The organism is Methylomonas sp. MS20, assembly GCF_050275925.1.
In the GTDB taxonomy this organism is placed as follows: Bacteria; Pseudomonadota; Gammaproteobacteria; order Methylococcales; family Methylomonadaceae; genus Methylomonas; species Methylomonas koyamae_A.
In genome coordinates, this window is the sequence record NZ_CP189962.1 from 3,129,065 (window position 1) to 3,154,527 (window position 25,463).

General features: G+C 59.7%; 20 protein-coding genes. 2 read left to right on the forward strand and 18 right to left on the reverse strand.

The genetic code is table 11. From position 1 onward, the window contains the following. Positions 1–169 precede the first annotated feature (169 nt). Positions 170–685 carry a hypothetical protein gene (locus tag ACQE3D_RS14000; protein ID WP_254786781.1) on the forward strand — a complete coding sequence of 172 codons (516 nt, stop codon included), beginning with the start codon at positions 170–172 and terminating at the stop codon, positions 683–685. Then, positions 678–2,015, forward strand: a complete 1,338-nt coding sequence (locus ACQE3D_RS14005; RefSeq protein WP_071158128.1) for an ImmA/IrrE family metallo-endopeptidase — start codon at positions 678–680, stop codon at positions 2,013–2,015. Before ACQE3D_RS14000 ends, ACQE3D_RS14005 begins: the two co-directional genes overlap by 8 nt. Positions 2,016–2,684: 669 nt before the next feature. Here ACQE3D_RS14005 and ACQE3D_RS14010 read toward each other — a convergent pair. From ACQE3D_RS14010 to ACQE3D_RS14095, 18 genes are all read right to left on the reverse strand, one after another. Continuing rightward, the gene (locus tag ACQE3D_RS14010; RefSeq protein WP_313730040.1) at positions 2,685–4,058 is read right to left on the reverse strand and encodes a DUF6519 domain-containing protein; all 1,374 of its coding nucleotides are present in this window, start codon (positions 4,056–4,058) and stop codon (positions 2,685–2,687) included. Between the two features lie 26 nt (positions 4,059–4,084). Continuing rightward, a complete protein-coding gene (locus ACQE3D_RS14015) occupies positions 4,085–6,232 on the reverse strand; it encodes a hypothetical protein (RefSeq protein ID WP_313730039.1) in 2,148 nt (715 codons plus the stop codon). Between the two features lie 7 nt (positions 6,233–6,239). After that, positions 6,240–9,581 (reverse strand): putative baseplate assembly protein, encoded by a 3,342-nt coding sequence (locus tag ACQE3D_RS14020; protein ID WP_313730038.1) that lies wholly within the window; start codon positions 9,579–9,581, stop codon positions 6,240–6,242. Next, positions 9,578–12,115, reverse strand: coding sequence for a putative baseplate assembly protein (locus tag ACQE3D_RS14025; protein ID WP_313730037.1), 2,538 nt, complete (start codon positions 12,113–12,115; stop codon positions 9,578–9,580). Before ACQE3D_RS14025 ends, ACQE3D_RS14020 begins: the two co-directional genes overlap by 4 nt. Continuing rightward, on the reverse strand, positions 12,112–12,474 hold the full coding sequence (locus tag ACQE3D_RS14030; protein WP_313730036.1) for a GPW/gp25 family protein: 363 nt from the start codon (positions 12,472–12,474) through the stop codon (positions 12,112–12,114). Before ACQE3D_RS14030 ends, ACQE3D_RS14025 begins: the two co-directional genes overlap by 4 nt. 7 nt (positions 12,475–12,481) lie before the next feature. Then, the gene (locus ACQE3D_RS14035; RefSeq protein WP_313730035.1) at positions 12,482–12,805 is read right to left on the reverse strand and encodes a hypothetical protein; all 324 of its coding nucleotides are present in this window, start codon (positions 12,803–12,805) and stop codon (positions 12,482–12,484) included. 1 nt (position 12,806) lies between these two features. Continuing rightward, complete coding sequence (locus ACQE3D_RS14040; RefSeq protein ID WP_168029401.1) at positions 12,807–13,364, reverse strand: phage baseplate assembly protein V; 558 nt, start codon at positions 13,362–13,364, stop codon at positions 12,807–12,809. Beyond that, complete coding sequence (locus ACQE3D_RS14045; RefSeq protein WP_313730034.1) at positions 13,361–14,488, reverse strand: hypothetical protein; 1,128 nt, start codon at positions 14,486–14,488, stop codon at positions 13,361–13,363. Before ACQE3D_RS14045 ends, ACQE3D_RS14040 begins: the two co-directional genes overlap by 4 nt. Continuing rightward, positions 14,481–14,846: a LysM domain-containing protein gene (locus ACQE3D_RS14050; RefSeq protein ID WP_313730033.1), complete on the reverse strand. Its 366-nt coding sequence runs from the start codon at positions 14,844–14,846 to the stop codon at positions 14,481–14,483. The genes ACQE3D_RS14045 and ACQE3D_RS14050 overlap by 8 nt, the downstream gene beginning before the upstream one ends. A gap of 9 nt (positions 14,847–14,855) precedes the next feature. Further along, entirely contained in the window at positions 14,856–15,506 is a 651-nt protein-coding gene (locus ACQE3D_RS14055) for a hypothetical protein (RefSeq protein WP_313730032.1), read from the reverse strand. After that, positions 15,503–15,724, reverse strand: coding sequence for a hypothetical protein (locus ACQE3D_RS14060; RefSeq protein ID WP_064027793.1), 222 nt, complete (start codon positions 15,722–15,724; stop codon positions 15,503–15,505). The genes ACQE3D_RS14055 and ACQE3D_RS14060 overlap by 4 nt, the downstream gene beginning before the upstream one ends. Before the next feature lie 239 nt (positions 15,725–15,963). Continuing rightward, positions 15,964–18,303: an eCIS core domain-containing protein gene (locus ACQE3D_RS14065; protein ID WP_427500661.1), complete on the reverse strand. Its 2,340-nt coding sequence runs from the start codon at positions 18,301–18,303 to the stop codon at positions 15,964–15,966. A 125-nt stretch (positions 18,304–18,428) separates the two neighbouring features. Continuing rightward, positions 18,429–20,375: a DUF4157 domain-containing protein gene (locus ACQE3D_RS14070; protein WP_313730031.1), complete on the reverse strand. Its 1,947-nt coding sequence runs from the start codon at positions 20,373–20,375 to the stop codon at positions 18,429–18,431. Further along, positions 20,368–20,625 (reverse strand): hypothetical protein, encoded by a 258-nt coding sequence (locus ACQE3D_RS14075; protein WP_313730030.1) that lies wholly within the window; start codon positions 20,623–20,625, stop codon positions 20,368–20,370. The genes ACQE3D_RS14070 and ACQE3D_RS14075 overlap by 8 nt, the downstream gene beginning before the upstream one ends. Next, positions 20,622–22,676 carry an ATP-binding protein gene (locus ACQE3D_RS14080; RefSeq protein WP_313730029.1) on the reverse strand — a complete coding sequence of 685 codons (2,055 nt, stop codon included), beginning with the start codon at positions 22,674–22,676 and terminating at the stop codon, positions 20,622–20,624. The genes ACQE3D_RS14075 and ACQE3D_RS14080 overlap by 4 nt, the downstream gene beginning before the upstream one ends. Continuing rightward, positions 22,673–23,944 carry a DUF4255 domain-containing protein gene (locus ACQE3D_RS14085; RefSeq protein ID WP_313730028.1) on the reverse strand — a complete coding sequence of 424 codons (1,272 nt, stop codon included), beginning with the start codon at positions 23,942–23,944 and terminating at the stop codon, positions 22,673–22,675. Before ACQE3D_RS14085 ends, ACQE3D_RS14080 begins: the two co-directional genes overlap by 4 nt. Beyond that, positions 23,941–24,738, reverse strand: coding sequence for a hypothetical protein (locus ACQE3D_RS14090; RefSeq protein ID WP_313730027.1), 798 nt, complete (start codon positions 24,736–24,738; stop codon positions 23,941–23,943). The genes ACQE3D_RS14085 and ACQE3D_RS14090 overlap by 4 nt, the downstream gene beginning before the upstream one ends. Beyond that, on the reverse strand, positions 24,735–25,463 hold the full coding sequence (locus ACQE3D_RS14095; RefSeq protein WP_313730026.1) for a hypothetical protein: 729 nt from the start codon (positions 25,461–25,463) through the stop codon (positions 24,735–24,737). The genes ACQE3D_RS14090 and ACQE3D_RS14095 overlap by 4 nt, the downstream gene beginning before the upstream one ends.

Consider the following 25,463-nt stretch of genomic DNA (forward strand, 5'->3'; position numbering starts at 1 on the left):
ATTGAAGGTTTGGAAATGCGGGCGCTTGGAATAGATGATGAGTTGGAGTGAGCTATCGACCCGACGGTCGATCTGGTTCCCAAACTGCAGTTGGGGAACAAGCGGAAAATCTGACCATGAAACCGGAATGGGTTGAACTCGTCTAATGAAAGATTTTTAAGTACTGCTGATGTTTGGTATATTTCATTTAAGTATCTATTTCTTAGAAGGAAAATATGAGCCGCTTGAAATCTACGTTAACTGCATAATAATGAAAAGAAGATACCAGCAGTTTAACAACAAGCGCGTAATCAAAGAGCTAACTGTTTCCGAACGCCAACAATGCAAAGAGCTTGCGAAACAAGTGAAATACGTCGGCAATCCGGAACATAAACAAAACCCCGGCGACTTTGGACTTACACCGCCTAGCGGAGCGCGTCCGGGGAAATCTCTGTGCGATGCGGTCAATATATTTTCCAAGCGTATAGCCCAATCGTTATTGAAATTGGGCTTGCAAAAAGGACTGGTCAGCGAGCGTTATCACGGCGACTGGCCGCAAAATATCTGGTCAGTTACAGAAAAGGGCGAAGCATTGGAAGCGCAACTCGATAACAAAGAACAAGGCACTTATCACGGCTACCCTATGCCGGAATCCGACCCAATGGCAAACGAAGTGATTAAACGATGGAAGCTGTCTAATGGCTGAACTTAAATTTAACTTCGACTGGGCGGCTGCCGGACATGATGTCCCGGAACTCGCCAATACTATGGCTGAATTGGCTTTGCATGTCGGCAATGTCAACCTGACCAGAAACGACAACATTTGGGCCAAATCGGTACGCGATTCGGTTTTAGTATCTGCTTACCCTTTGGCAATGTGGCTAGCCTCGTCATGGTGGCGGCTCAATTTCGAACCTTTACCCGCCCATGGAAAACCGCCCTCTGTTGATTGGCGAATGGCACACGAAATCGGTGCCGCCAACCACGGCTTCGTATGGCCAAAAGCCGTATTTGCATCGGATAGCGAGGTCATACAAATTTGGGCCGAACCGTCCTGCGCTACGATTCAACAATCCGTCAAATACTTGAACAAGTTAGATGCCCACGCTTCTGTCAAATTGGCTGATTTTCAGCGTAGTGTAACTGGGTTTGTCGAGTCCGTTATAAGTCGCCTGGAAGCCGTCGATTGCAAGAACAGTCACTTGTATAACCTCTGGCAGTTAATTCAAGAAGAAATTGCCGATCCTCAGAGTGCCGACTACCGAAAGCTGGAAGCCGAATTAGGCTACGATCCGGACGAATGCCCTGACGCAATAATGGCGCATGCTCAAAAACTTGAGCAACGCATGGGAGCAGAAGCGCTAACCGAATTGGCGCCGGTATATGGCAGAACAGCCGGCACCGAACCTCTGAAAGCCATTGACGAGATAATCGAAGGTCCCGGACTAACCGGAAAGCCGGAAATGCCGCAGTTGGCCGAATCTGAATCCTCGACCGGGCTGCCGTGGCAACGAGCCATAGCCGCCGCAAGAAAATTGCGCCAATGTTTAAGTAACGAAGAAGCTGCCATCGACAACAAACAGCTTTACGGCTTGCTGGGCCTAACGGAAGACAACGTCGAAGGTTGGGTGCCTCTAACACGTAGTAGTGCCACTGTTGCAATACCTACAAACGGCGAGCACTTCAAGTTTGTACCACGAAAAAAACATCCTCAAGCAAAACGTTTTGAATTGGCACGCCTATTAGGCGATTTCGTTTTGACAAGCAACGCCAATCACCATTGGCTTACAAGCACCGATTTATCCACGTCGAGGCAAAAATATCAACGCGCATTCGCCGCCGAATTTCTTTGTCCGATAGATGCGCTGAAAGGTTTCTTGGACGGAGATTATTCGGAATCCGCAATTGAAGAAGCCGCTGAGCATTTCCGTGTAAGCCAAGCAACGGTCGACAGTTTGTTAAAGAATAACGGCCTTGTCTACTCCATGTTGGCCGGATATACGGACACCGCCTTACCTTATCGCTTAGGCGCTTAAATTCCGTAATGGTGGGCACGGATGTTTGTGCTCACGCAAAATATGGTTCGGAACTGGTGATAGTGTCGACTCCCAAGCCGGAGCTTGGAAATCCCAACTCTCAGAAGCGCGAGTTTCCGTTCCAACTAACTCTCCTTAGCCCATGACCCGCAGCCGCTACCGAGTCCTGCAAAATCCAAGCCCGCACTTCCTGACTGCGACGATCAACCGGTGGCTGCCGCTGTTTACTCGCCCGGCGACGGTAAATATCGTGCTGGGTTCCTGACGGACTTTGCCTTACGACAGCGGGTTCCAGCTTTACGGTTACGTGATGATGGAAAACCGTTTCAGCTGATCGCCGCGTCGACGGATTTGAGCCGGGACATGCAACGGTTTAATTCTTATTGGTCGGATTCTCGGTAGTGCTCGTCGTTTCGGCAGGGATTGCCGAAATCCGGACCTCACGGGCGGTTCGAAGCTTGCCAGCCATGGCACTGGATGCCCGCATCCCGGCGGACATGACGGCGTTGCTTAAATCTGACAAAGTAGGGTAAAGGCTTATACCCCCTAGCAAATCATCGGTCATTTGCAGCAACGCGGTTCGGCGCGGGTGCTGGAACTATTGGCATGGTCGAAGGCCGCGTAAGACTGAAAGCGCGCATCAAGTCCGGAACGATTACCACGCCCCGACTAGCGATCCCGGTTGTCCTGGCATAACGCATCGATCCCGGCGCCGTCGCCCAGCCGCCGGCCGAGGCTGTTTTTGCAGTTCGCGGACAGCGGCGAGAAACCGCAACGCAAGTCTTCTGTGACGGCTACGACATCGCCTTCTCCGACCTCGATCAGCGCCAGCGGCGCGTAGTGGTGCTCGACGCCGGCCGGCCGCTTGGACAACGCGACGCGGTTGCCCTGACCGTCGTCCCGGCCCGGCCATTCGATGTCGCCGGTGGCGGTGCGCGCCGGTATCAGCCAGTAATCGCCGCCGCGCAATTCGCCGTTAATCGTAAACCGGACTTCGATGCCGGCTTCGACCGGCAGCCATTCGTCCGGCTTGATCGCCAGACCTTCGGCATCGCCCTGCTGGTCCCAGCGCCGCAACAGCGGGTGCCGGTCAGCCCGATACACCAACGGATTGGTACCGGCCAAGGTGACGATTTTATTGACTCGATCGATCGCCGTAACCTGACATAGCGGAGAAACGGTGTTCAGCAACACGCTGTCGTCGTCTTGCAATTCCACCCAATCCTTTTCGGTTAAGGTCAACTTATCGTCGCGGCCCAAATGCTCCAGCGTCACGGTCAAGGTTGCGACGGCGGCATCGCTAACGAGGTTGGTCACCGGAAAGGCCACCGCGCCATTTTCCCGCGACCATTTGAAAGTCGCCGGGCTTTCGCCGCCGCCTGGGCTGTGAATCTCGATCCGATACAACTGATTTTCCTGGCCGCGATAGCGGGCGTCCGGCTGTTGGCAACAAGCATCGGTCGGCGCGTCAGCCGGTTTGACTTGCGCAGCCAGACAGGCTTGGCTGACGATCAACCGACTATTCAAGGCCTCCCGCCAATCCAGACCTTCCGGCAATTCCAAGGTTTTGACCTGCCACACCAATTGCGAGCGGCTAGCAGTATCGGCGCCGTTCAGGGCTTTTTCGCGGATATCGTCGTCTTCCAGATAGCTGATATGTCGTTCCCAAACGTCCAGATACGCCAGATAGCTGCCAAACTGCAACGGACCGGCTTTTTCGTCCAGACGATAGTTGGGCTGGCTGAGATAGGTCAGCCGCTGTGCTGGGTTTTCGCAGAGCAGGCCATCAACATAATAGCGCCCAGGTCCAATGTTGAAATCGCCGGCCTTGGGTTTGGGCTTGCTATTGATTTCAAAACCGAACGCCGCAGCCGGTCCGGCGTAAGGACCAATCAAATCGGTCGCCAGCGTCTGCAAATAGTGCAACAGGATCGCGCTTTGCTCGTTCCAGTCTGCATCCAACTGCACCCGGCCTTGTTGCATCAATACCCGCAGGAATTGCTTATCCGGGGTAAATGTCATTCTCGAAAAATTGCCTTTCATCTCGTTGTCCTCAATTATGCGGCGGCTTAGCTCGCCAAAATGATGTCGGCATCGGTGCCGGCCGGCGTGTATTCCTGGAGCCGCGTCCGCAAGTTGACCAGACGTTGCGGCTGAAACAAATCGTGAAACGCGCCCATTTCCGATTCGTCTTCGGCACCGCGCACGATTTCCACCGCGCAATCGGCGGCCAATTGCGCGTAGGCCGGCGTTCCGTAACGGCTGCTGCTGAAGTGCGGCACGACTCGCCGTTGTTCTAGCAGTTTGGCGTCGCCGCTCAACTCGGCGGTCGCCAAGTCCGGCTGGCAGTGGTAACGGCGCGGCGTCCGCGAAGTCGGCGGCGCGTAACAAAACCGCATGCAGCCCCATTGGCGGCGGGCCACGCAGACCGTGCCCATGAAAATACTGTCCTCCGCTAAAACCAGCGCATGCATGTTTACGCAACCGAACACGGTGGTTCTGACGATGGTCGCGCTGGCATGGGCAAAACCGGCACCTGGCGCGCCGATGGCTTCGCTTTCCGGGCCGTCGCCGTCCCAGCCGGTGGCATCGACGATGCTGTCGCTGATGTGCAGCTCCAGCGGCTCGGCGTTAACTTCGTCGTTGCCGATCTGTATCGAGCCGACGATGCTGTGTTCGATGCGGATACAAACCAGACTGTTGAGCACGGTCAAGCTGGGTTCGGCCGGCCGGCAAGGTTCGCAGGCGCAATCCAAGGACCAGCCCGGCACCAGCGTGCAATGGCGGATCACCAGACTGCCCAGCGGGCCTTCGACCAGCATGCCGCGCCCGGCAATCAGCAAACCGTCCAATACAAGATGGCTGTCGGCGCCGCCGCGGATGCTGAAGCTGTCGGGCTGGTCGGTCTGCCAATCCAGCAAGCGGATGATGGGCCGGCTGGCGTCGGCGGCGCGAATCTGCAGGACGTGGCCGGGCGCCAGTTCCAGATTGATCGGCAGCACGTAGACGCCGCTGTCGGCAATCTCGACCACGGCGCGGGCCGGCTGTAGCCCGGCGGCTTGGCCGGATTGCCAGGGCAGCAGGGCTTTTTGCAACTCGTCCTGCCCACACACCCGGATCAACTGGCTGGCGTCGGCCTGGCGCAGTTCGCGCGGATATTCGCCGCCGCCCAGCGGCGCGCTGAAGCCGTAGTAATACGACACCCAAACTTTTTTGGGTAACTGCTTACTCGGAAACGCCAGCCGGCCACGTTCGGTATCGATGGCCAATTGGCCCTTGGCCGGCACGAAGCGCCAATCGCTCAGATCGGCGCTGACCAGCAAATCCCTGGGCAAGGGCTGCGGCGTGTCTTTCTTCGGCCAACCCGGCGCCCAGATCGCAAAACTGCGGCCTTCGCCGTAATCGACCGGCGCGGCGGCGGTCTCGGCATGAAACAAGCGGCAGCGAATCGGTAGCGGCAACGCGGTTTCTTCGGCTATCGTATCGGCAACATCGGCCTGGGGCCGGTGATAGAGCGGACTGTCGTTGCCCAGCGCGCTAAACGTATAACAATGCGGCGCCACCTCTTCAACGCAGCAGGCCGAAGTCTTGCTGACCGAGTAGGCTTGAATTCGCCAGACGAACAAGCTCACCGCCGCCGGATGGTAACGTCCCGGCGAGTGACTTGAATGGATGCGCCGCACGTCCACGCCATGGGCAATGGCGTCGAACGGACCGTTCAATAAGGCCAAGGTCGCGCCTTGCCGGACATCGACGCTACGGCCCTGCGCCAGCCGCTGGTAATTCAGATGCTGAGTGCGGCTGAGCAGCGGTAAAAACTCCACGGCCCGCGCCGGCCAGCCGGCCACGTCGGCGGCCAGACTTTCCAGCAAAGCCAGGCTGCCCTTGCGGCGCCGATAGCGCAGGGTGTTGGCGATTTCCCGGCGCGGCGTCAAGGCCCGGTTCAGCAGCCGGCCTTGCGGCGTCGCGGCATCGCCGGGCCGGCCGGCCTCGGCGACCGGCTGGTAGCCGATCAAATCGCCCAAATACGGCACCACCCAATCGTCGCAAGTTTCGATGAACCAGTTTTCGTAGAGTTGGGCGATGTCGGCCTCCAGCAGATCGGCCTGTTCGGTTATCACCCGCAGCAGCGCCTTTAGCGGTTCGCCCTGTTCGGCATCGCGAATGCGGTGTATCGCCGGCAGTAATTCGTAGAGTCTATCGAGTGTCGCGTTCATGCCAGCCTCACAGTATCTGATTCAAGCTCAGGGTTTCCGGAATCTCGGTCGCCAACACCGCGATTTGCGCCGGCCGAATCGCGCCGTTCTCGAATTTGGCCAGATTCACGGCCAAATGCTGGGCCGGTTGGGTTTGCGCGGCGATGGCTTGCACCGCCTCGGCGATTTCGGCGGGCGTTTGCAAACGCCGACCCGCCGCCGCGTCGGGGATTTTTTCCGGCACGCCGCCGAAGGCGTCCACATCGACATACACCACCCCTGCCACACCTTGCATCGCACTAATCACTTCCGACAGACAAACGCCCTGCCCCAATTCGCGGCGCTCGAAACCAAAGGCTTCCAGCAATACCCCGCGCAACGCCGGCTCGACATTTTCCCAGCGGGAATCGGGCGCTATGCGAACCCTGGCGCTGACGACGATCAACAACAATTCCCGCACCGCCAGTTGCAGAGGCTGAAACGGATCGCCATAGTCGTGCAGCGCTTGCCGCAAGTTCAAAAACAAGTCGGAAGTCTCGTCGATGGGAATGTCTTCGGCGCCGGCCACCGTGACGTGAACGATTTGGCGGCGACCGTCGGACAACTCGACCGCGTAAGCCTTGCCGATGCCGGCGTAGGTCCGGGAAAAATCCTGGTAATCGCGTACCGACACCAACCGGTCCAACGCCGCCAGGGTCAGCGGCGCATTGATCCTGGCTTGGTCGCGGCTTTCCGGATCGGCGCCGCCAGAGGCCCGCAATGGATTGATCACATCCCGGACGCCCAACGGCCGGCTCAGCAACAGGTTGATTTGCTCGGCCTTGACATTGCCACCCTTGCCAATGCCGCTACGGTAAACCGCTTGAATATTTTCGACCCCGCTCGGCAAGCGCGCACCGTGCACACCGTCGCCGAAAATCAGCGAGGTTTTACCGTCATCGTCGGTTTGAGTTACAAAAGCGCGGCCAGTCGCGCTCAGACCGTTTAAAGCCTCGGCTTCCCGCCACTGCACGCCATTGACCGACACCGCCAGCGTGCTATCTATGCCGGCGGGATTGTTGGCGGCGACGAAGGTCAACGGCGATTGCTTTAACGTAAACCGTTGCAGGGCCTGGGCGCCGTTGCCGCTGCCCAGCACTTCCTTGCGGGTCTCGCCGTGGCTGGCCTTGACCACGTTGGCGTGTATCTTCACCGTGTCGCGTTTGAAGCAATAGGCCAGCGGTTTGGCTAGCTTGACGAAACTGTGGATGCGGTCGCCGGGCAAGCTGTACTCCAGTTTATCGACGCCGCCGTCTCGGCCGGCCAAACTGTAATAGGTCTGCCGATACAAATCCTGGCGCACCGAAGACAGCATCGCCAATTCGCTGAAACGCACGCCGGAAGTACCCGGCAGATCGGCGCGCTCGCCGCTGACGATGACCCAGCGACCGGCTTGCAAATCCTCGTGGTAGCGGTCCAACTCCAGCAACTCGCTATCGCCGCCGCACACCGGCGTGCTGATCGGCTCCTCGGCCAGGGCCAGGGCTTCGCTTTGAATGTGAACCGTCGTGGTACGCACCGTGGCGAACGGCTCCGGGTTGTTGCCGGTCGGTTCGCCGATCCAGGCCTTATCGCTCGGCAGGCTGACAGCCAGACTTTTACCGCTCAGCCCGTAAGCGGCCAGCGAGCGGTGTTGCAGGGTGTCCTTATCCAGGCGCACCACGATCTCGCTGCCGTTGGCTTTGGCAATGACGATCCAGCCGCCGGTGGTCAATGGATAATCGGCGTCCAGATATAGCGTGGTCGGCTGGTGGAATACCGCGCCGGTAACCGAACCGGTATTAGACGTGGTTGGCGTGTTATACGGGTTGGCTATTTGCCATTCTCGTAGCGTGTAATTACCGTTCGCGAAATCCGTCTGCCGCAACTGCGCGTTATGCCCGAACGGCGATGCCTTGCCGCGCAGCGCATACACCGTCACCGGCCCATCCAGCGTGATCCGGGTATTGGCGGTCGCGGCGGCCAGATGCGTGCGTAAGGCCGGACTGAAGCGCTTGGCGATGGCGTTGTTGGCGTCGGCCACCGCATTCAAGCCCTGGGTCGCGTAGCGAGCAGCGACATCGACCGTTAACGGTCGGGCACGGAAGCGAAGTTCGCCCCCATTTCCGCCGGTATCCCCGCCGCCCGCGCCGCCGCCGGCACTGGGATCCAATAGCGGTGCGGCAAAGAACTGACCGGCCAAATTGCGCGTCAAGGTCGCCTGGTTGCGGGGCTGAAGCGACGGAGACTGCGTCAAGCCGGCGATGATTTGCCGGTAATCCTGCAAGCCTTCCAGGGAAATACGCAGATAGCTCAGTCCAGTCGCGCCGATACCGTCCACCGACTTGACCGCATAGCCCAGTTGCCGGCTGTTCCGGCTTAACACGATTTGGTGACCTTCGGCGCCGATCTGCAGCAACCAGGCCCCGCCGTCGGCCAGCGAATACAGCGTCAAGCCGTCAGCCTCCACCTGTTCGATGTCCACGTCGAAACGAAAATCGAAAAACCCCGGCTGGCCGCTGCCGTCGTCGAGCAGCAACAAGGCGTATTGATCGTTCAGTACATCTTGCCAATTTAAGACGGCGGCAATCGGCGTCACGCCAATCTGCAAACGCACCAGGGTGCGGTCGTGCTCGGGTTCCGGCAGGACTTCGCCGACCCGTAGCAGCGCTGGCTCGTTGCCGCCGATCTGGATCAGCAGCGGATCGTCGACGTTCAGCTTGGTACTGATGCCTTTCAGATAGACGCGCGGACCGCCGGGATCGAAGAACATCGACAGCGACGTTTGCGGGCGGCTCAGGCGCGGCTTCAGCGTATTCCAGGCGGCGCGCGCCTCCAGGTCGTCGCTGGTTTCAAAGGTTTGCGGCGACTCGCCGGGCGCCGGCAGACTCTGTACTTTCGCGCCTTTGGCTATCAGGCTGGGACCTTCGAATTTATCGTCCAAACCATAGGCCAAAAACACGCTGGCCGCGACGCCGGGCCGGGGCTGATAACCGATCAACCGGGCCAGTTCCAACACCGAGCGGCGCTCGGTGGCAGTGCGCAAATAGCCTTCGTTGGCGATGCGTTCCTGATAAAAGCTCAACACTTCGGCGAGGCTAGCCCAAGCTTGCAGCAGCGCAATCGAAAAGTCATCGGGCTGGCGACTGGTCAAGGCCTGCAAGGGATAACGGCCCGCTTCGCCCGGCTCGGCCAGATTCAGCGTGGACAGGCGCGCCAGCGCCGATTCCAGAAACCCGTGGTAATCGCCAATCCGGTAGTGTAAGGCCGGCAAGCCGGGCCGGTTCTCGATGGCCGCCGGCACCGAGACAGAGATGCCCGAGCAACAGCCGCAAGATGAGATGGTATTCATCGTCCGCCCTCCATATTCAGCGTCAATAAGCCGTGTTCCGGAAAACCTTTATCGTTATCCAGACGGGCGATTTCCAGCGGCGCCAGCGTCAACACGCCGGTGGCGATTGCATCGTCGGCGGCTTCGAACAAGCGCCGCAATTCGCTGACTTCGACGCCGGCGACGCCGGCCACCTTTTGTGCCGCCGCGACGATGCGACTCAAATACACGCCGTCGCCGAAACTCAGATTGTCCGGATGAAAAAAGCCGCGCTGGCCATCGGCCAAAACGCGGTTGCTGAACATGGTTTGCAGGCTCGCTTTAATCTGGCTTTGCAAAAAGCCGGGCCGAACGCAGACTTTCAAGATCAAGGCCAGCGGCACTTGCAGCGCGGCAACCACTTCCAGGTCGTGACCGATGCGCCGGTAGCGCCGCAAATGCCGGTCGATGCGGCACAGCAAGCTTCGGCAGTCGGCACTGGCCGCGTAGGCATCGACCACCACCAACACCCTGTAGCCGCTGCCGGTCCAGCGCAGCGTTGCGGCGGCTTTTTGTACCTCGGCGGCGAAATCGCGCATTACAATTTGCGCGTAATCGTCGCAAGTGACGGCGCGTTGCAACACTTGCCGAAACGCGTGCGGCGCCAATAAGCGCGCCTGAGCCACCGGCTCCGCCGCCACGCCGCCCTGGGCCGGCAAGGGATTGCGCACTGAAAGGGTCGCGCCGCTGGGAAAGCGATTACGAAATACGATGCGTGTGATGGTCTCGGCGCCGACCAGACCGGCCGGGCCGTTGCCCGTCCGGTAGCGGGCCGCGAAACGGGTACCGGGCTTGGGCATCCGGCCCTGTTGGCCGTCGCCGAAACGCAGCCAGGCAACCGCATCGTCGTCAATTTCGACGGTAAAGTGACGGTCGCCGGCGTTGCTGTTCAACAAATCGGCTTGCGCAGACCAAGTAGCCGGCTTATCGCAAGCGCCGAGATCGGTTTCGGTCAATTCCAGCCAAGGCAATGCCAGGCGTACATCCTGATCCGCTAAACCGCTGGCCGCGACGACTAGGTCGTGTGCGCCGCACGGATCGGACTGACGGCAGGCCGGCAGTGGCTGGACGTGGGTCAATTCGGGCTTGCTCAAACGTGGCCGGTAACGCAACGGCAACGCCGTCGGTTCGCGCACGCCGCAATCGTCGCAATCCGGCCACTGCCAACTGCCGGGCACCGCTTCCAGCGTTTCGGTCACCGTTTCGCCGTGATCGACCAGCACCACATTGCCACGCGCCACGCTGACGCCGGTCAGCGGCGAACAATCTTCGTCCTTGACCGCCGACAAACACAGTGCAAAAGGCAACGCATCGGCCCGGCTCCAGCGAATATCAACGATGAAGCGCCCGGTCAACGGATCGACGCCCTCCTCGACCGCAATCAGCCGCACCGGATGGCGGTGCTGGGGATCGGCGTCGGCGCGGTTGCCGGTGTGCGGTCCCAGCGCTTCCTCGACAATCAACACGTCGCAGACTTGCAAATGCAGTTGCCGGCTTTCGGTGCCGGGGTCCAGCAAGGTCGCCGAGGTCGCTCCCTTGGCCAGACAGCATTTAGCATCGCCCCAGGTATAAAAATCGATGGCATTATGCGCCGCGTACCAGTGCAGGGTTTGCTGGGCCGGCACCAGCAAGGGTTCGTAGACCAAATAGGCTTGCGGCAAGGTTTGCGGTAAATCCTCGGCCTTGAGCAAAGCCGTGTCGTCGCCGGAATCGAACGCGGTGATAAAAAACACATCGGCGCTTTCGACGGCCAAATCTTGCGATACCTCCAGACACACCCAGGCCCTGGCGTTGCAACCCTCGTGCAAGCGGTAATCGACTAAGCGGGCGTGGCGCCGGACCGAAATCCGCCGCCGCGCGGTGTCCAGATACGCTTCGGTGGCGACCGCATCCTGGTAATAACTGAGATGGTCGCCGACGTAAGCCAGCAATTCGACCAGCGTCACGCCCAAATCCGGGACGTGGCGTTCCCGCCAATCCGGCAGCGTCAGCGCTAACCGGTCGTAAATCAATTGCCGGAAGCTGGCGTAATCCTTGGCCAGATAATTGATTTCCGGCAATTCCGCCGCCGGCGCCGCACAATCCTGCGCCGGCTTACAGTCGATGTCGCCGCCGCAGGCCACCTTGAAATTGAATTCCAGACTCGCGTAACGCGGATCGAAGCCGGCCATGCTGCGCTCGGTAGGCCGGCCTTGTTCGTCCAAAGCCACCGCGTGCAAGCGATAGTTGGAAAAATCGCCGTAACGGTCCAGTCCCACCAGCATGTAATCGTCGCGCTCCGGGTCTTCGTCGCGGACGATTTCAATCGACACCACCCGGATGCCGGTAATCCGCTCGCCACCGACGATACGCAGATTCGCGGCGTCGAGGTGATCGGGAGCCTTGCGCAGAAAAAACACCGTCAAGCTCAGTTGGTCGTCGCCGACTTCCAAGTAATCGAAGCCGTTCAAACTCTCGCTGGCCCGGACTAGCGCTCGGCGACCGTCCTCGCGGCACAGCAATGCCGAGGCGTTCATGTCGGACTCCGCAGAAATTCCGCGCTACGGACCTCGCCGTTGCGCTTGACCCGGTATTGCACCTGTACCCGCAAGGTCGAGTCCTGACTGGTCACTTCCAGGCCTAGCACATCCAGCACGTCGCCCAGCCAGCGCTGCAAGCCGGCCTGAATCGTGAATTGCAAGGTCGCGGCCAATTCGGCGCTATTCGGCGCGAAAATCAGTTGTAGCAAGCCGCTGCCGAAATCAGGCCGGTTGACGCGTTCGCCGTTGTTGGTGAACAGAAATTGTTCGATCATGTCGCGGATATGCTCGTCGTAAGCGGTGACTGCGGTGCGCCCGCGCTGGTCGAAATGCAAAGGAAAATCGACGGCTCTCATGGCATCCTCACAGCGCGCTGACGCGGGTTTGGGTTAATAAAATCAAAAGCGGCGTCGCGGTCGGCGCGCAAATCGCCTGACTGCTTTGCACCACCAGCGGTTGGCCGTTGGACGTGACCCGCGTGGTGCCCATCAGCCATTGCCCGGTCACGCAGGGGCCGTTGGCGGCGGGCGGCGGCGGCAACGCACAGCCGGCCACGATATAAGGCGCCGTCATCAGCACGGTCGGCTGACCGCTGACCGTGACGCGCGGGTTGGGTACGGTCGGCGTCGCCTGGCCGCCGTGGGCGCATAACACCTGCGCGCCGACATGCACTAAGAAGCCGGCCATCTCAAGTCACCACCAGCGCCAGCTTGTTGATCATCACCGCCGGCCCCAGCATTTCCAGGCTGGCGCCCTTGCCGTTGCTGATGAAAATGCCCGCATCGTTGACCACAATGTAAGCGCCAGTGGTGCTGCGTAAGATCACCCCGCCGGTGGTCGGAATCGGCGGCATCACCGGCGGCGGCGGCGCCGGCGGCAGGTCGCTGACGATAATGCCTTGCTGCAACAAGGACTGAATCACGATATTGGGATCGGCGGGATTGCCGGCCAGCGCCGCCAACGGAATATCGGTTTGCAAGCCCCAGCGGCAGCCGACCCAGATCGGTTTGTCCAGATCGCCGTGCTCGAACTCTATCCACACCCCGGCGCCTATCGGCGGCACCATGTACACGCCCATCGGCGGCCCGGTCGGTCCGGCCAACGGCACGCAGGGTTCGGCGAAGGTGGTCGGAATCAGCGAATTGACGTCCGGCACCAGCGCCTGAATCCGCCCGCGCTGTTCCGGATCGACATTGTTGACCACGGTGCCGCGATACTTGCCCCAGTATTTGTTCTCTTCGTTCATACCGGCAGCCTCGGCGTGTTGGAAATCAAGCCGTCGCGCGACAGCGTGAAGTTTTGTTTGTATTCGCCGTGTTTCAGATTGTGGGTAACGCTATCGACGTAATACAAACCGTCGTAAGCCAGACCGGCGCCGCGCACGCCGACCACCATCCGCGCCCGCAAGGCGCTACCGTAACGCAACACATCCAGCGAGCCGCTGCCGGTTATCGCGTTCGCCGAGCCTTTCAGCATTTGCCCTATCATCAGATTGACCACCCCCGGCGGGCGTTTGTCGGCGACGTCCTTGGCAAACCTGACCTTGGCCGGCGGCGTCGGCCGCGCGCCCAACGGCGGTTGAAAAATGCTGATGTTGGGTATCGGCACCGGAATCGGAATTTTGCGGGTGATCGGGTCCATCACCGTGACGATCAGCACCTCCTTGGCCAGACCGTTCAACGAAAAACTCAGGCTATCGACGTTGCTGTGCGCATCCATGTTGATGGTCAGCGCCGGCTGCGGAATCGGGAGGCGAATGTTGGGGCCGAAGTAAGCCAGATTCTGGCCCGGCAACGGCCCGGATTCGACGTAAAACACGTAGCCGTTGCGCGCGGCCAGTTTCTTGATATGCGCCAGATCGGTGGAATCCTGGGATTCGTAGCCCTCGGTCGGCGACATAAAATTCAGAAACAGCGGTGGCGTCACCAACGGAATCACGCCGAAGGCGGCATACGGCGCCAGTATCGTCAGCATTTGCAAGGTTTCGTCCATGCCCGGAAATGGCCGTTTCAGTTCGACGATGTCCATCAGCACGCTCAAATCCTCGCCGGTAATGGTGAGCTTTGCCTGGCCCGGCTCGCTGCTCGGCGACATTTCCTGGCGGGTGACGATGCCGTCGATCAGCACGTTGGGGATGCCGTTCAGCGTGACGATGACCATCACCCGCGTCGTGATAGGATCGAAATAGCCCGCCGGCAACAGCGTGGTGGTCAGCAAGGAGCGAGAGCCGACCGCGAACACCAGTTGAAACCCGCTACGTTCGCCGCCACTGTTGACCTGGACGCTGGTCAAGGCCTCGATCACCGCTGTCGGCGCCGGTATCGGCACCGCTGGGCCGATCAGCAAGGTCAGATTGATGCCGTTAAGCATTACCCGGTCCCGGTATGCCTTCCGGCAAGGTGATGCGCAGTTTGCGACCGGCCTGCTCCAACTCGCGCGGTTGCAAGGCGCGGTTGGCGTCGCACAGCCGCCAGAACTGTTCCGGGTCGCCCAGATAGCGGGCGGTAATGTTATCCAGCCGCTCGTTTTGACTGACGGTATGTTCTTGCAGCAGCTCGAAGCGCTCCGGCGCCGGCACGAAGCGGCGGCGCAGATAGGCAATCTTACGACCGTCGGCGCTTTCCAGAATCGCGGTCGGAATGCTGTAATAACGGCTGCCGGGCGGAAACGGGCTGGCATTGCCGCCGGGTTGCAGAAGTTGTTGCAAAGCCAGGTTCGGATCGGTCATCGTCGTCTCCTAAATACCGCTGATGCCCAGCGCCGCAAACGCGCCGCCGGCAAATTTTTGCGCCAACTGCTCCTTGTTTTGCAGGTAACTGATAAACAGACTGCCACCCTTGTGATCGAAGCCGATGTCGTTGACGCTCAACACCCGCAGGCCCAGACTGAGTTTGGCGCGAATCGGATTCAAGGCCGCGTCGAAGGCTTCCTCGGTGATGCTGAACTCGGTCAGCCGCACCGGCACGATGCGTTGCTTGCTCCAGATAAACAGCATCAACGCCGCTTCGGCGGGGGCGATTTCCAGGGTGCCGGCGTGGGCCAGACTATTGGCGGCCTGGAGCTGAGCACTGCTCGGATAGACGATCAACTCCAGCGCAGCCAGTTGCGGATGCAAACCCACTTGAGTCGCCAGGCCGTCGGCGATTTCCAACTGCTCGGCGGCATCGATTTCGGCGTCCAGCTTGATGGTTTCCACCGGCGGACCTTTCAGACGCAATGCTTCGGAACGGTCACCGCTATCGGCGCCGATACCTTGCACTTGCAAGGAGCGGGTAATCGTATCCGGGTTGTACTGCAAGGCGATGATGCGCCGCACCGCGCCGCTGCCGGGATCGATCAGCACCACCCCACCCTTGATCAGTTTCGGAGAGCCGGGGAAACCGCTCATGAGAAAGCTCCTGGCGGTGGCGTCGCGCCAATCGGTATGACCGACGCATCAGCTGTTTTCAGGAAGTTAGGATTAAGTGCTTCGACAGGTTCGGGATTAACGGCATTAGCTTGATTCGGTTCGCGGAGAGTTTGTCGAACCATGAGCGGAATCAGCTTGTTCAGAACATCCTTAAGATCATCGCCGAAATCTTTTAACTTGGAGGTGGCTGAGCGCATCGTTATTTCTCGTTAAATGTTGCGTTACTCAATAGTGGGTCGGCTAGTCGCTAGCCTTTCGCCGCAGTTCGAAGAAAGTAGGGTTTCACGCACCTTTTCGGTCGTTATTAAAAATTCGCGCCCAAATTTCATCGTTTATCTTATTTACCGTTGCTTGCTACATGTAATGCACCCTACTTGGCTAGCTACCTTACCAGCTTCGGTAGAACCATAGGTTTGTACTAAGCTCCGACAAGCTGCTAGAGGCGACGCCACAGGAAAAGGGCGTCCCACAAATTGTCGTGGGTCATGTCTTGTCCATGCGCCCATTCCAGGATTAGCCCTTTCTCCGGATGGTATTCGAACGCGCTCCAATGCCATTGCGCCTGCGGCGGATAACCATCACCCATCTTGAAACGACCGGTCATGACCATCGTGGCGTTGGGTCCGCCGTTTTCGAAGGCATAGGCACGGCTGGCCAAGGTCATTCTCGGCGTCGCCGCGCCACTGGCGTCCACCTCGACTTTCAGCGCACGCGCCGTGAGAGGCATCACCTGGCTGATGTCGCCAGCGAAGATCTGGCGAAATTCCGGCGTCCAGGTCCCGCTGAGGCCCAAGGTGCGCGACGCCATTTGCGAAGCTGGTTCCGCCGCTTTGTGCTGCGCATAGCCGGGCAGGACCTGTTTGCTCTCGGCGAAGTGAAAACCGGCGTCTGGTCCGGTGCCAGGCACGGCATACTTGTCTCCGAACTGAGATCTGATCTGCTGATCCAGCGTCATGTCGCCCAGGCCCACATGGTCATGGGAATGGCCGCCGGCGTCGTACATGGTCGAGACCGTAGAGGTCGCTGCAGATGGCGGCAACGAGAGATGGCTGACGAACATGTCACGGAACCGGACGACCTGGCTGGGGTCGCCGACACCGGTCGCTAGGGCCGCCACGTCCGGCCGGTCAGGGATTTCTGCGACGACGGTGATCGTGACGTCGATACCCTTTTGGCGGTGTTGTTCGATCGTCGGCTCCAGCGCCGCCAGAGCGTCGAAGGCCTTCTTCAGTTCCGCACCACGCACATAGCTGAGTTGGTGGGCGAGGAGCGCCGACCAAGCGCCCTCCATCGCACCGCGGGTGGCGTTGATGCTTTGTGCATGCGGAGGCACCACGATCTCGCTCACGGACGGACCGCGGCCTTCGGTCGCCGCCGGCTTCGTCTCCGCGACGGGCCTGGCCCCTCCGGGTCCGGTGGACCCGGAGGGGCCGCTTCCGGCGGTCTTACCGTCGATCATGCCCGTTACGATCTTACCTGTGGGCACATTCTTGCGCACGCCGCCGCTCTTGATCATGGAGCCCCCCGCAGTCGGGTCGATCCGTTGGTCAAGAGGTCCGGGTTGCACGCGCATAGGCATGTATTTGCTGCCTGTAGCTGGGAACGACGGGGCGCGGACGCCGCCGCCCGGAAGTGCCGTGGGATCGAAACCGCTGTTGCTTGCCCGGCCCACTTTCGAGAAACCCTGGCCCGCACTACGGAAGTGGACTGCTTCGCCCCAGGTGCGTGGCGCGTCGCCAGCCTGCCATGGCGTACCCGTGCTCGGGTTCGTGCCCTGCGGTACCCTGCCTTTGCTGATCTCGAAACGCACGGCAGTATCGGCGGCGAGCAGCTCCGACTCCGTGTGAATACGCACCGATACCTGGGCAATACCCGCTCTTTCAGCCGCCCACAGGCGCCGGTGATCAAGCGACACCAGTCGCCCATCGCTCATCTTCACGACATCGGCGGGCTGCGAAACGTCCCAACCCGTCTGGCGCATCTGGGCCGCCATCCGGCCAAGGCTGACTCCGCCACCGGTCTTGAAGCTGATGTCTGCCTGTGTGTACTCTATCTTAGCGAGGTCGACCATCTGCGCGTCAGCCGGCAGCTGGGGGCCGGAGCCGAGCTGGCGGTTTGGAGGGGCCGGTGCGCGCGCAATAGCTTGCCGTGCTTCGCCCGGCCGAATCACGCGGGGCGAACGGGGAGCGCCCTTTGCCCCAGCCTGCTGGACTACATGCGTCAGTTCGTGTGCAATCAAACGTCGCCCGTCATGAGTTCCAGGCGCGAAGCGGCCCGTGCCGAACACAATGTGATTTCCCACTGTGTACGCATTGGCATTCACGTCCCATGCCGACTGCTCAGCGGCTCCGCCGGAATGCACTCTCACTCTGGAAAAGTCATGCCCGAAGCGCTGCTCCATGTCCTGTCTAAATGCTGGCTCCAAAGGAGTACCTGGGCTAGCAAGAACACGGTCTACGCTAGCGGGGGCTGCATTCGACCCCTCACTTATTTGCCCGGCGTAGCGCTGAATACGTGGTGGTGCGGAACTTACTGCGGAATGTACCGACATGGACATCACCTGCTCCGCCACCCGATCAGCTTCAAGTTCCAGCGGATCATTACTTGTACCAATAGCAAGCTTCCGTTGTAGACAAGTCTTGCTCTTCGCACACACCGGACACTCCCCACCCGCAACCGTATGATTGCCGCAAGCGCACTTGCGTTGCAGCAAGCCTTGTGCGGGCGGCACAAAGCTTGCGGTTTTTGCTTGTTGGGCAGTGGCGGTTTTATTCATGACCTCTTAGTCCACGTACAGATTGTGTGATTTTCTGGCCCAGTCGATTGTATTTGGAAGTATTCATAAAGTTTCATCAGTGGTCTTATTTACGTTGTTTGCTGCACGTGATGCACTCTATTTGACTACGGACAAACCCTGACTCCGGGAATGTGATGCTGACGGTTGTATTGGTCAATCGTAGTACCAACACAATCTACAGATTGATTAGCCCTCGCTCTGCCAGCCTGAACATCATCAAAGAATGCTCGCCGAGCTTGTATGTAAGCTGTTAGTAAAGTGTTGTATTGCGCCACCGGGGTACCATTCGGCACGTTAAGCGGCGGTGGAAAGGGGTGTCGACTGTTCGCGTTAACGATAAGCGTCAAATACTCTTGGCCGTGACTGCCCTCGTGAACACGTAACGTCTTGGCATCCAGGGACTGTTCCGCCGCCGTCGTGCCGCGACCGTAGCCGGATGTAACATCAGGACCAGCGCTAGGCGGGTAACTAGTTTGGATTGTTATAACGAGCGGTGGCGGCGGATTGAAATTGTTGATCATCCCTTGACGATCGGGCCGTAGAGCTGGGATCGCCGCCAGCTGTAGTGTGAACTCGGTAACGGGACGTGCTATTCCAGAAGTGCCTGTATTGTCTGGCAAAACTACCAAGGTCAGATTTCCGACCTTAGCACTAAGCGTGCCGTTAGGTTGCCTAGTGAGCCCTTGCCCCAGCGGCGTTGAGACAGTCAAGAGGCTACCGGCGTACTGCTTGACTGCTGGATCCGTACTTTTGTCACGAAATTGCGTTAATCGAGCGCTGGAGAGTCCGCGAATGCGCAGAGTGATATCCTCATCGTTGAGATCCTCTTTAAAAATTCGGAAATTCTCTACAGACCATTTGTCGACTTGCTTAAGTTCCTCTCCGATCTTCGTCTCCTGATCCCCTTCGGGTAGCGCCAGGAAGGTCTTGCCAAAATAAAGCTTTGGTGCACTAACCGAGACGTTTACTTTGCCAACTTGAACGTTTACTGCTTTGAACTCTGTTGCCAAGCCGGGCAAATTCGCATCGTATGAACTCCCGGCAAGCCTTCGGCCTTTCTTCGGAAACTTATCGTTGATGATTTTCCATACCTTGGCTGTACCTGCCGATGCCTGTGGATCAGGAATTGCCTTGAGACCCGAAGCGGAAAGACTTTCACCCAACTCTACGATTCTCTCGCGCAACGTGTCAGCAGAAGTATCTTCCACGAACCGTTTGCCTACGGTTACGGTCGCCGACTGAATTTTCTTACCTTGGCGATCAATCTCCTTGACGTTGACCTTCACACCCTGCTCTTTCTCGTCATATCCAACAGCAGCCACATTCCCCGAATATTCCGGAAAATATCGCGTCAACATGCGCCACACAATTTCCCAAGCTCGACCCGTCAAATTTCCTGTCGTTCTTTTGCTAAGGTTGACGATTTTGTCGTGTTCTTCATCTGCCTGGCGTTGGATTCCGAGCGATCCTACGGAACGCTGCTGCACCACATGAGTCAGCTCGTGCGCAATCAGTTTGCGCCCCACCTGCGTCCCGGGCGCAAATCGGCCTGCACCGAATACAACATTATGACCAACCGTATAGGCGTTAGCGTTCAGATCTCTCGCCGATTGCTCGGCAGCGGGATCGGCATGCACCCGAACGCTTGCAAAGTCGTGGCCGAAGCGCTGTTCCATATCCTGACGTAATACAGGCTCCAGTGGTCTACCCGAACCTGCGAGAACCCTATCTACGCTGGCGGGCACGAATCCGCTCCCTTCCGTTACTTGCCCCATATAGCGCTGAATACTCGGCGGTGCGGCGCCAACCGCTAAATTTAGCGGTGCTGCCATTACCTGATCGGCAACCCGATCCGCCTCAAACTCCAGCGGATCATTACTAGCGCCAATGGCAAGCTTGCGTTGTAGACCGCTCTTGTTCTTCGCACACTCAGCGCATTCCCCACCTGTAATCGTGTGGTTGCCGCAAGCGCATTTACGTTGCAGCAAGCCTTGCGCGGGCGGCATAAAGCTTGAAGTTTTTACTCTCGGACTAAAGATGGTTTTATTCATTGCCTATACCTCTATACACCGATTGTGCGATTTGCTGGCCAATTTGCGTGGGGTTGTTGCCGGTCAATTGAACGGCATTTGTAGACAACCTCGGTAAAGCTCCACCTCCGACAAGATGGGTAGCCAAACCGCCCTCGCTCAGCAAGCGGGTCAATTCCGCCGTCATACCTGCTTGCAGTTCGCCGCGACTATGGCCGGCCAAATCGACACCGTCCAGCACCAGCCGCTCGATGTGCAAGTGAATGTTCACGATGCGCTCCCGACGACGCCCAACAGCCGAAACTCGGCTTCGTTGACCGGTTTATCCAGCTTGCGGAATTCGGCGCGTAGCGCTTCGAAAATCAGCGCCATCGTTACTTGCCGAGCATCGCTGGCGGCCGCCAGAAACGCCGCGTTCAGGGCCACGTTGTGGATGCTGCCGCCGGTCAGATTGAAACGGGCCAAATGCTGGTAATCCAGCTGGGCTAGCGGGGTTTGCGGCGGGAACACCTTACGCCACATGTCGGCGCGCTCGGCGGCGCCGGGAAACGGAAAATTGACGATAAAGCGCAAGCGTCGCATGAAAGCCTGATCCAGGGCGCTTTTCATATTGGTGGCCAGAATCGCCAGACCGCGATAGGCTTCCATGCGTTGCAGCAAGTAATTGATTTCGATGTTGGCGTAGCGGTCGTGGCTGTCCTTGACTTCGCTGCGCTTGCCGAACAGCGCGTCGGCTTCGTCGAAAAACAAAATCGCGCCGCCGTCTTCGGCGGCATCGAACAAGCGCCGCAGGTTTTTTTCGGTTTCGCCAATGTATTTGCTGACTACCGCCGACAAGTCGATCCGGTACAGATTCAGTTGCAAGGCGTTGGCGATCACTTCCGCCGCCATGGTTTTGCCGGTGCCGCTTTCGCCGGCGAATAACACGCTCAGCCCCAGACCGCGATTCATTTTATCGACGAAGCCCCAATCGTTGTAAACCAGGCCGCGCCGCTGGATCTGGCCGGCGATCTGGTTTAACAGCGCCAGCGGTTCCTTGGGTAATACGATGTCCGACCAGGCCGCTTTGACGTCGATTCGCCGCGCCAATTGATCCAGCTTGGGGCTGGTTTTACGCAAGCAGGCTTGCCAGAGCCGGTCGCGGCGTTCGCCAGCCGCCGGCTGGCCGGCCACCGAATCGGCAATTTCGCGGATCGCGGGCAATTCCAGGCTGAACTGGCCGGCCAGTTGCGCGGCCAACACAGCGGCATCGTCGCCGAGCGCCTCCCGCCAGGCGTGTTGCTGTTCCTCGGCATCGGGCTTGGCGATTTCGACGATCAAGCCGTCGAATTCCGGTTGCGGGTCGCGGACACCCAAAATCAATACGCCGTTGCAGGCGCCAAGCAAACGTCTCAGTAACGCGGCATGGGTGTGCTCGTCGACATGGCCGGCGTCCAGATACAAAGCCACCGGCAGCAACAAGCGCTCGCGCTCCCACAGCCGCAACAAGTTTTCCAGGTCGGCGGTCTGAGTCGGCAGACTCTCCAAACTCATCGCCATCCCGCCGAGTCCCAGTTCCGCCAAGGCCAGCCTGACCACTTCCGCTTTTGCCCGGGTCGACGGGCCGGCCAATTGTACCAACACGCACTGACTAAGGCCGCTGGCCCGGCTTTGCAAGTAAGCGGCAATCTCCCCGACGACCCGCCGTTGCGACGGCGCCAGCGCGGCGGCATCGCTGGCACCGAGCAGCGGGGCCATGAACGGCAATAAACGGTCGTCGATATTGTGTCTGGGTTCGACCAGAAAATTGACGATGCGCTCGTCGGCCCGCAACGCGCTGGTGGTCAGCGCTTCGGCGCCGGGCTGGTTGATCTCCAGCAGGCGCCAGTAGCGCAAGGGCCGGTCGGCGGACAAGGCTTGCCAGTTGGGTTGTTCGAACAAACGCAGCGCCAACGCGAAGGTCGGATTTGGTTTATAAGGATTGTCTTGGGCCTTGGCGCACAAGGCGGCGGTTTTGCCGTCCAGCTCGATGGCCGCGCACAACAGCAAAATTTGTTGCTCGAAGCGATCCAGGCCAAGCTGGCGGCTTAAAATAATCAAGGCCGGCGGCGGATCGGCGCTTTCGGCGGCCGCCAGTTTTTTACCGAGCGCGCGGATCGCGGTTTCGGCGTCGTCGGAGCCTTGCTCCGTTTCAGGCTCCCGGCATTTGAACCAGCCACGTTTGGCCGGTGGCGCGGCATGAGTCAGTTCCGCGATTTGCCGCTCCAGCAAGCGGTGCAGCCAGGCGATCGCATCGCCGAGATAATCGTTATTGGCTTGCAGCCAGCGTTGATGCTCGTTCATACGATGGTCACCCGTTGGCTGTCGGCGAAGGCATAGCGCGGCGGATGATCCAAAAACGCGAACGGCAAACTGTCGACACCGTCGACGCGGATATACACCGGTTGCAAACTGACCGGCGCGGCGTTTTCGATGACGAACACCAGCGGATCGCTGGGATTGATGCGCGCTTGCGCGGCGACTTCGCGGTCGCCCAACAGCAGCAGCGGCGCTTGCTCGGTTAATACTTGCGGCGTCGCGGCCATCGTCAGCGTGGCGTCGCCGGCCGCGCGGGCCACCGGATTGGCCGGCAAGATGCTGTCGACGCGGATCGCCAGCGGCAGACTCAAGCGGTTGGTGGTGCGTTCCGTGCCGTCGCGGCTGACGATGGCGGCGACTTCGTAAAGGCCTGCCGCCCAGTCGGTTTGCGCCGCCGCATCGTCGGGCAAGGTAAAGCGTAGACTGGTGGCATCGCGGTCCGCTTCCGGGATCGCCACGTCGCGGCTGCCCAGACGCGGATGCTGAAAGCGCAGCGTTACGCTGTCGCCTTGCAAGTCCTGCCCGCCGAAGGTCAAAACCAGGCCAGGCCAGGCATTAGGCAAGGACGGCAGCGGCACATCGCGGTTGTCGGCGAAGCCAATCCGGATTGTTTCCAAGCGCGGAAACCGGCCCAGCAGCGTCTCGACACCACGGTCATCCCGGCCGCGTTGCAACACCGGCGGCGCCGGATTGACCGCGTCGTCCGATTCGATCAGCACGACGCTGGCCCGGTAGGCAATAGACAAGGCGTAGGGCGTTTGGAAGAACACCGACCATAACTTGGACAGCTCGTCGAGGTTCAACGGCAACGGTGTCAGCCGAACCAATTCCGGCGCCTGGTCCAGGTTGGAGTCGTTCAGCGGGGCATGACTGAGAGCGGCATTGTGGACGGCTTGGCGCGTCAAAGCCGGATGGGCGTGCAGGTCGCGGGCCACCGCGCCCAGCATGCGCTGCGCTTCGAAGGCGGTTTCGTCGCCGTAAAACGCCAATAAATAATGTAAATCCAGGGCGATTTGCGGGCGCTGGCTAATCCGTCCGCTAGGATCGCGGGTCGGTAGATCGGCGTTACGCAAAGCCGGATTCGGCGTGACCTGATACAAACACAGTTGCACCCAGCGCAAGGCATTGGCCGGCGGCGCGGTTTGCGGCCTGCCAAGCACCACTTCGGCGCCGCTGACGGCCTGTTGCGCGGCATTTTGAATCAGCGTCGCCAACGCGGCCGTTACCGTGGCGACAGCCAGTGAATTGCTCATCGCCGGCCTCCGTCGCGCTGCTTTAGATAATCGTCCAGACTCATCGTCGCCTGAGCCGGGCGCGGCTTGGCGGCGGATTTTTCGCTGGTTTGGGTAGCGCGGATTTCGATGCGGCCTATCGTGACCTGTATCGTCGGCGCAGGCGTGGGCTCCGGCCGGGCATCGGCGAGTTGCTGCGTTGCGGCGTCCTTGAAACCGGTCAATGCCGGGACGATGGGTTTAAGCTCGGCCACGAGCGGATTCATCGGTTTAAGCGGTTCGGATTCCGGCTGGCGTTGCCGACCGGCGGCTTCGCTGACTGGCGTTACCTCCCGACTGAGCACGCGCTCATGCTGGGTCAGAATGCTGACGCGTTCCTCGATTCGAGTCATTTCCCGCTCGACCGCCGGCGCGGCCACGTTGGTGCCGCTATTGGTCGGTGTCCGAGGTTCGGCTGGTATTTCGCGGCGGCTGGACAAGGGCGGGATTGCCGGCGCAACGGGCGTCAACAACGGTTGCGCCGCTGGCTGTTCGGCAGGCGTTTGCGGCTGCCAGGAGAAGGGTGGATCGAAATTTGGCGCCCGTTGTCCGACTGCGTCATCCCGCCCGACCGCGGTGTTTGGGATCGTGGGTATAGGTTCGCGGATAGCCGGCCCAAGGGTCGGCTCTGGCGGCAAAGGTTGGGTCGGCGGATCGAACGGATCCGCCGCGAACGGTTCGCTTGAATCCGCCTCGAAACGCCCCGGCAAACGCGGCGGCAAGGCTTCTATTTGATGCAGCGTCAGCGCCGCGAGTTGTCCCAGAAAGCCGTTCATTGCCGCACCCGTTCCAGATAGCATTGCCGGCGCAACGGACTCATTGCCAGGATGTCGGCTTCACTCCAGCCGTAAGCGCGGGCCAGCAAATGCACGTCGTTGAATAAGCGTTGCGCCCAGGCCTGAATTTCCCGCCACAAATAACCGGCAATATCGAAAGCCGCCAGCCACGCATGCCGGCAACTCGGGCAATTCAAATCCAGGCGGATGTCGGCTTGCGGATCGGCGGCGGCCAGTAAAGCTTCAGCCGAAGCAATCAAGGCTTCCGGGACGGTTTCCGGGACAACCGGCTCGCCACTGGCTAACACTTCAACGCAGCAGCGGGCGAACAAAGTCCGCCGTGCGGCATCGACGTCAGCCAATGTTCGAATGTGCAATAAATCGCGGCTATCCGGTAAACGCAATTGGATGCGGAAACCGTCTTGCACCAGCAGCAACGGCGCCTCGGCCGACGGCGGCAATTGCAGATCGGCGACATTAAAATTCAGTTCCAGCGTCTCCGCGCAGTTAGGGCAGGCCGCCAAGCTGGCCATTCGCGCGCCGAACAAGCGTTCGCGTAGCGCCAACAGCCGGCCGTTGCGTTGCCCGAGCGGCAGACTTCTCAACGTGGTTTCGCTGAGTTCGGTATCCAACATGACCAGCAATGTCAGTGCGCGTTCAGTATCGGTCTGCAGCAGACAGCGTTCCCAGGCGGCCAGCAAGGTCGAGGCGATGCCCGCGCTCAT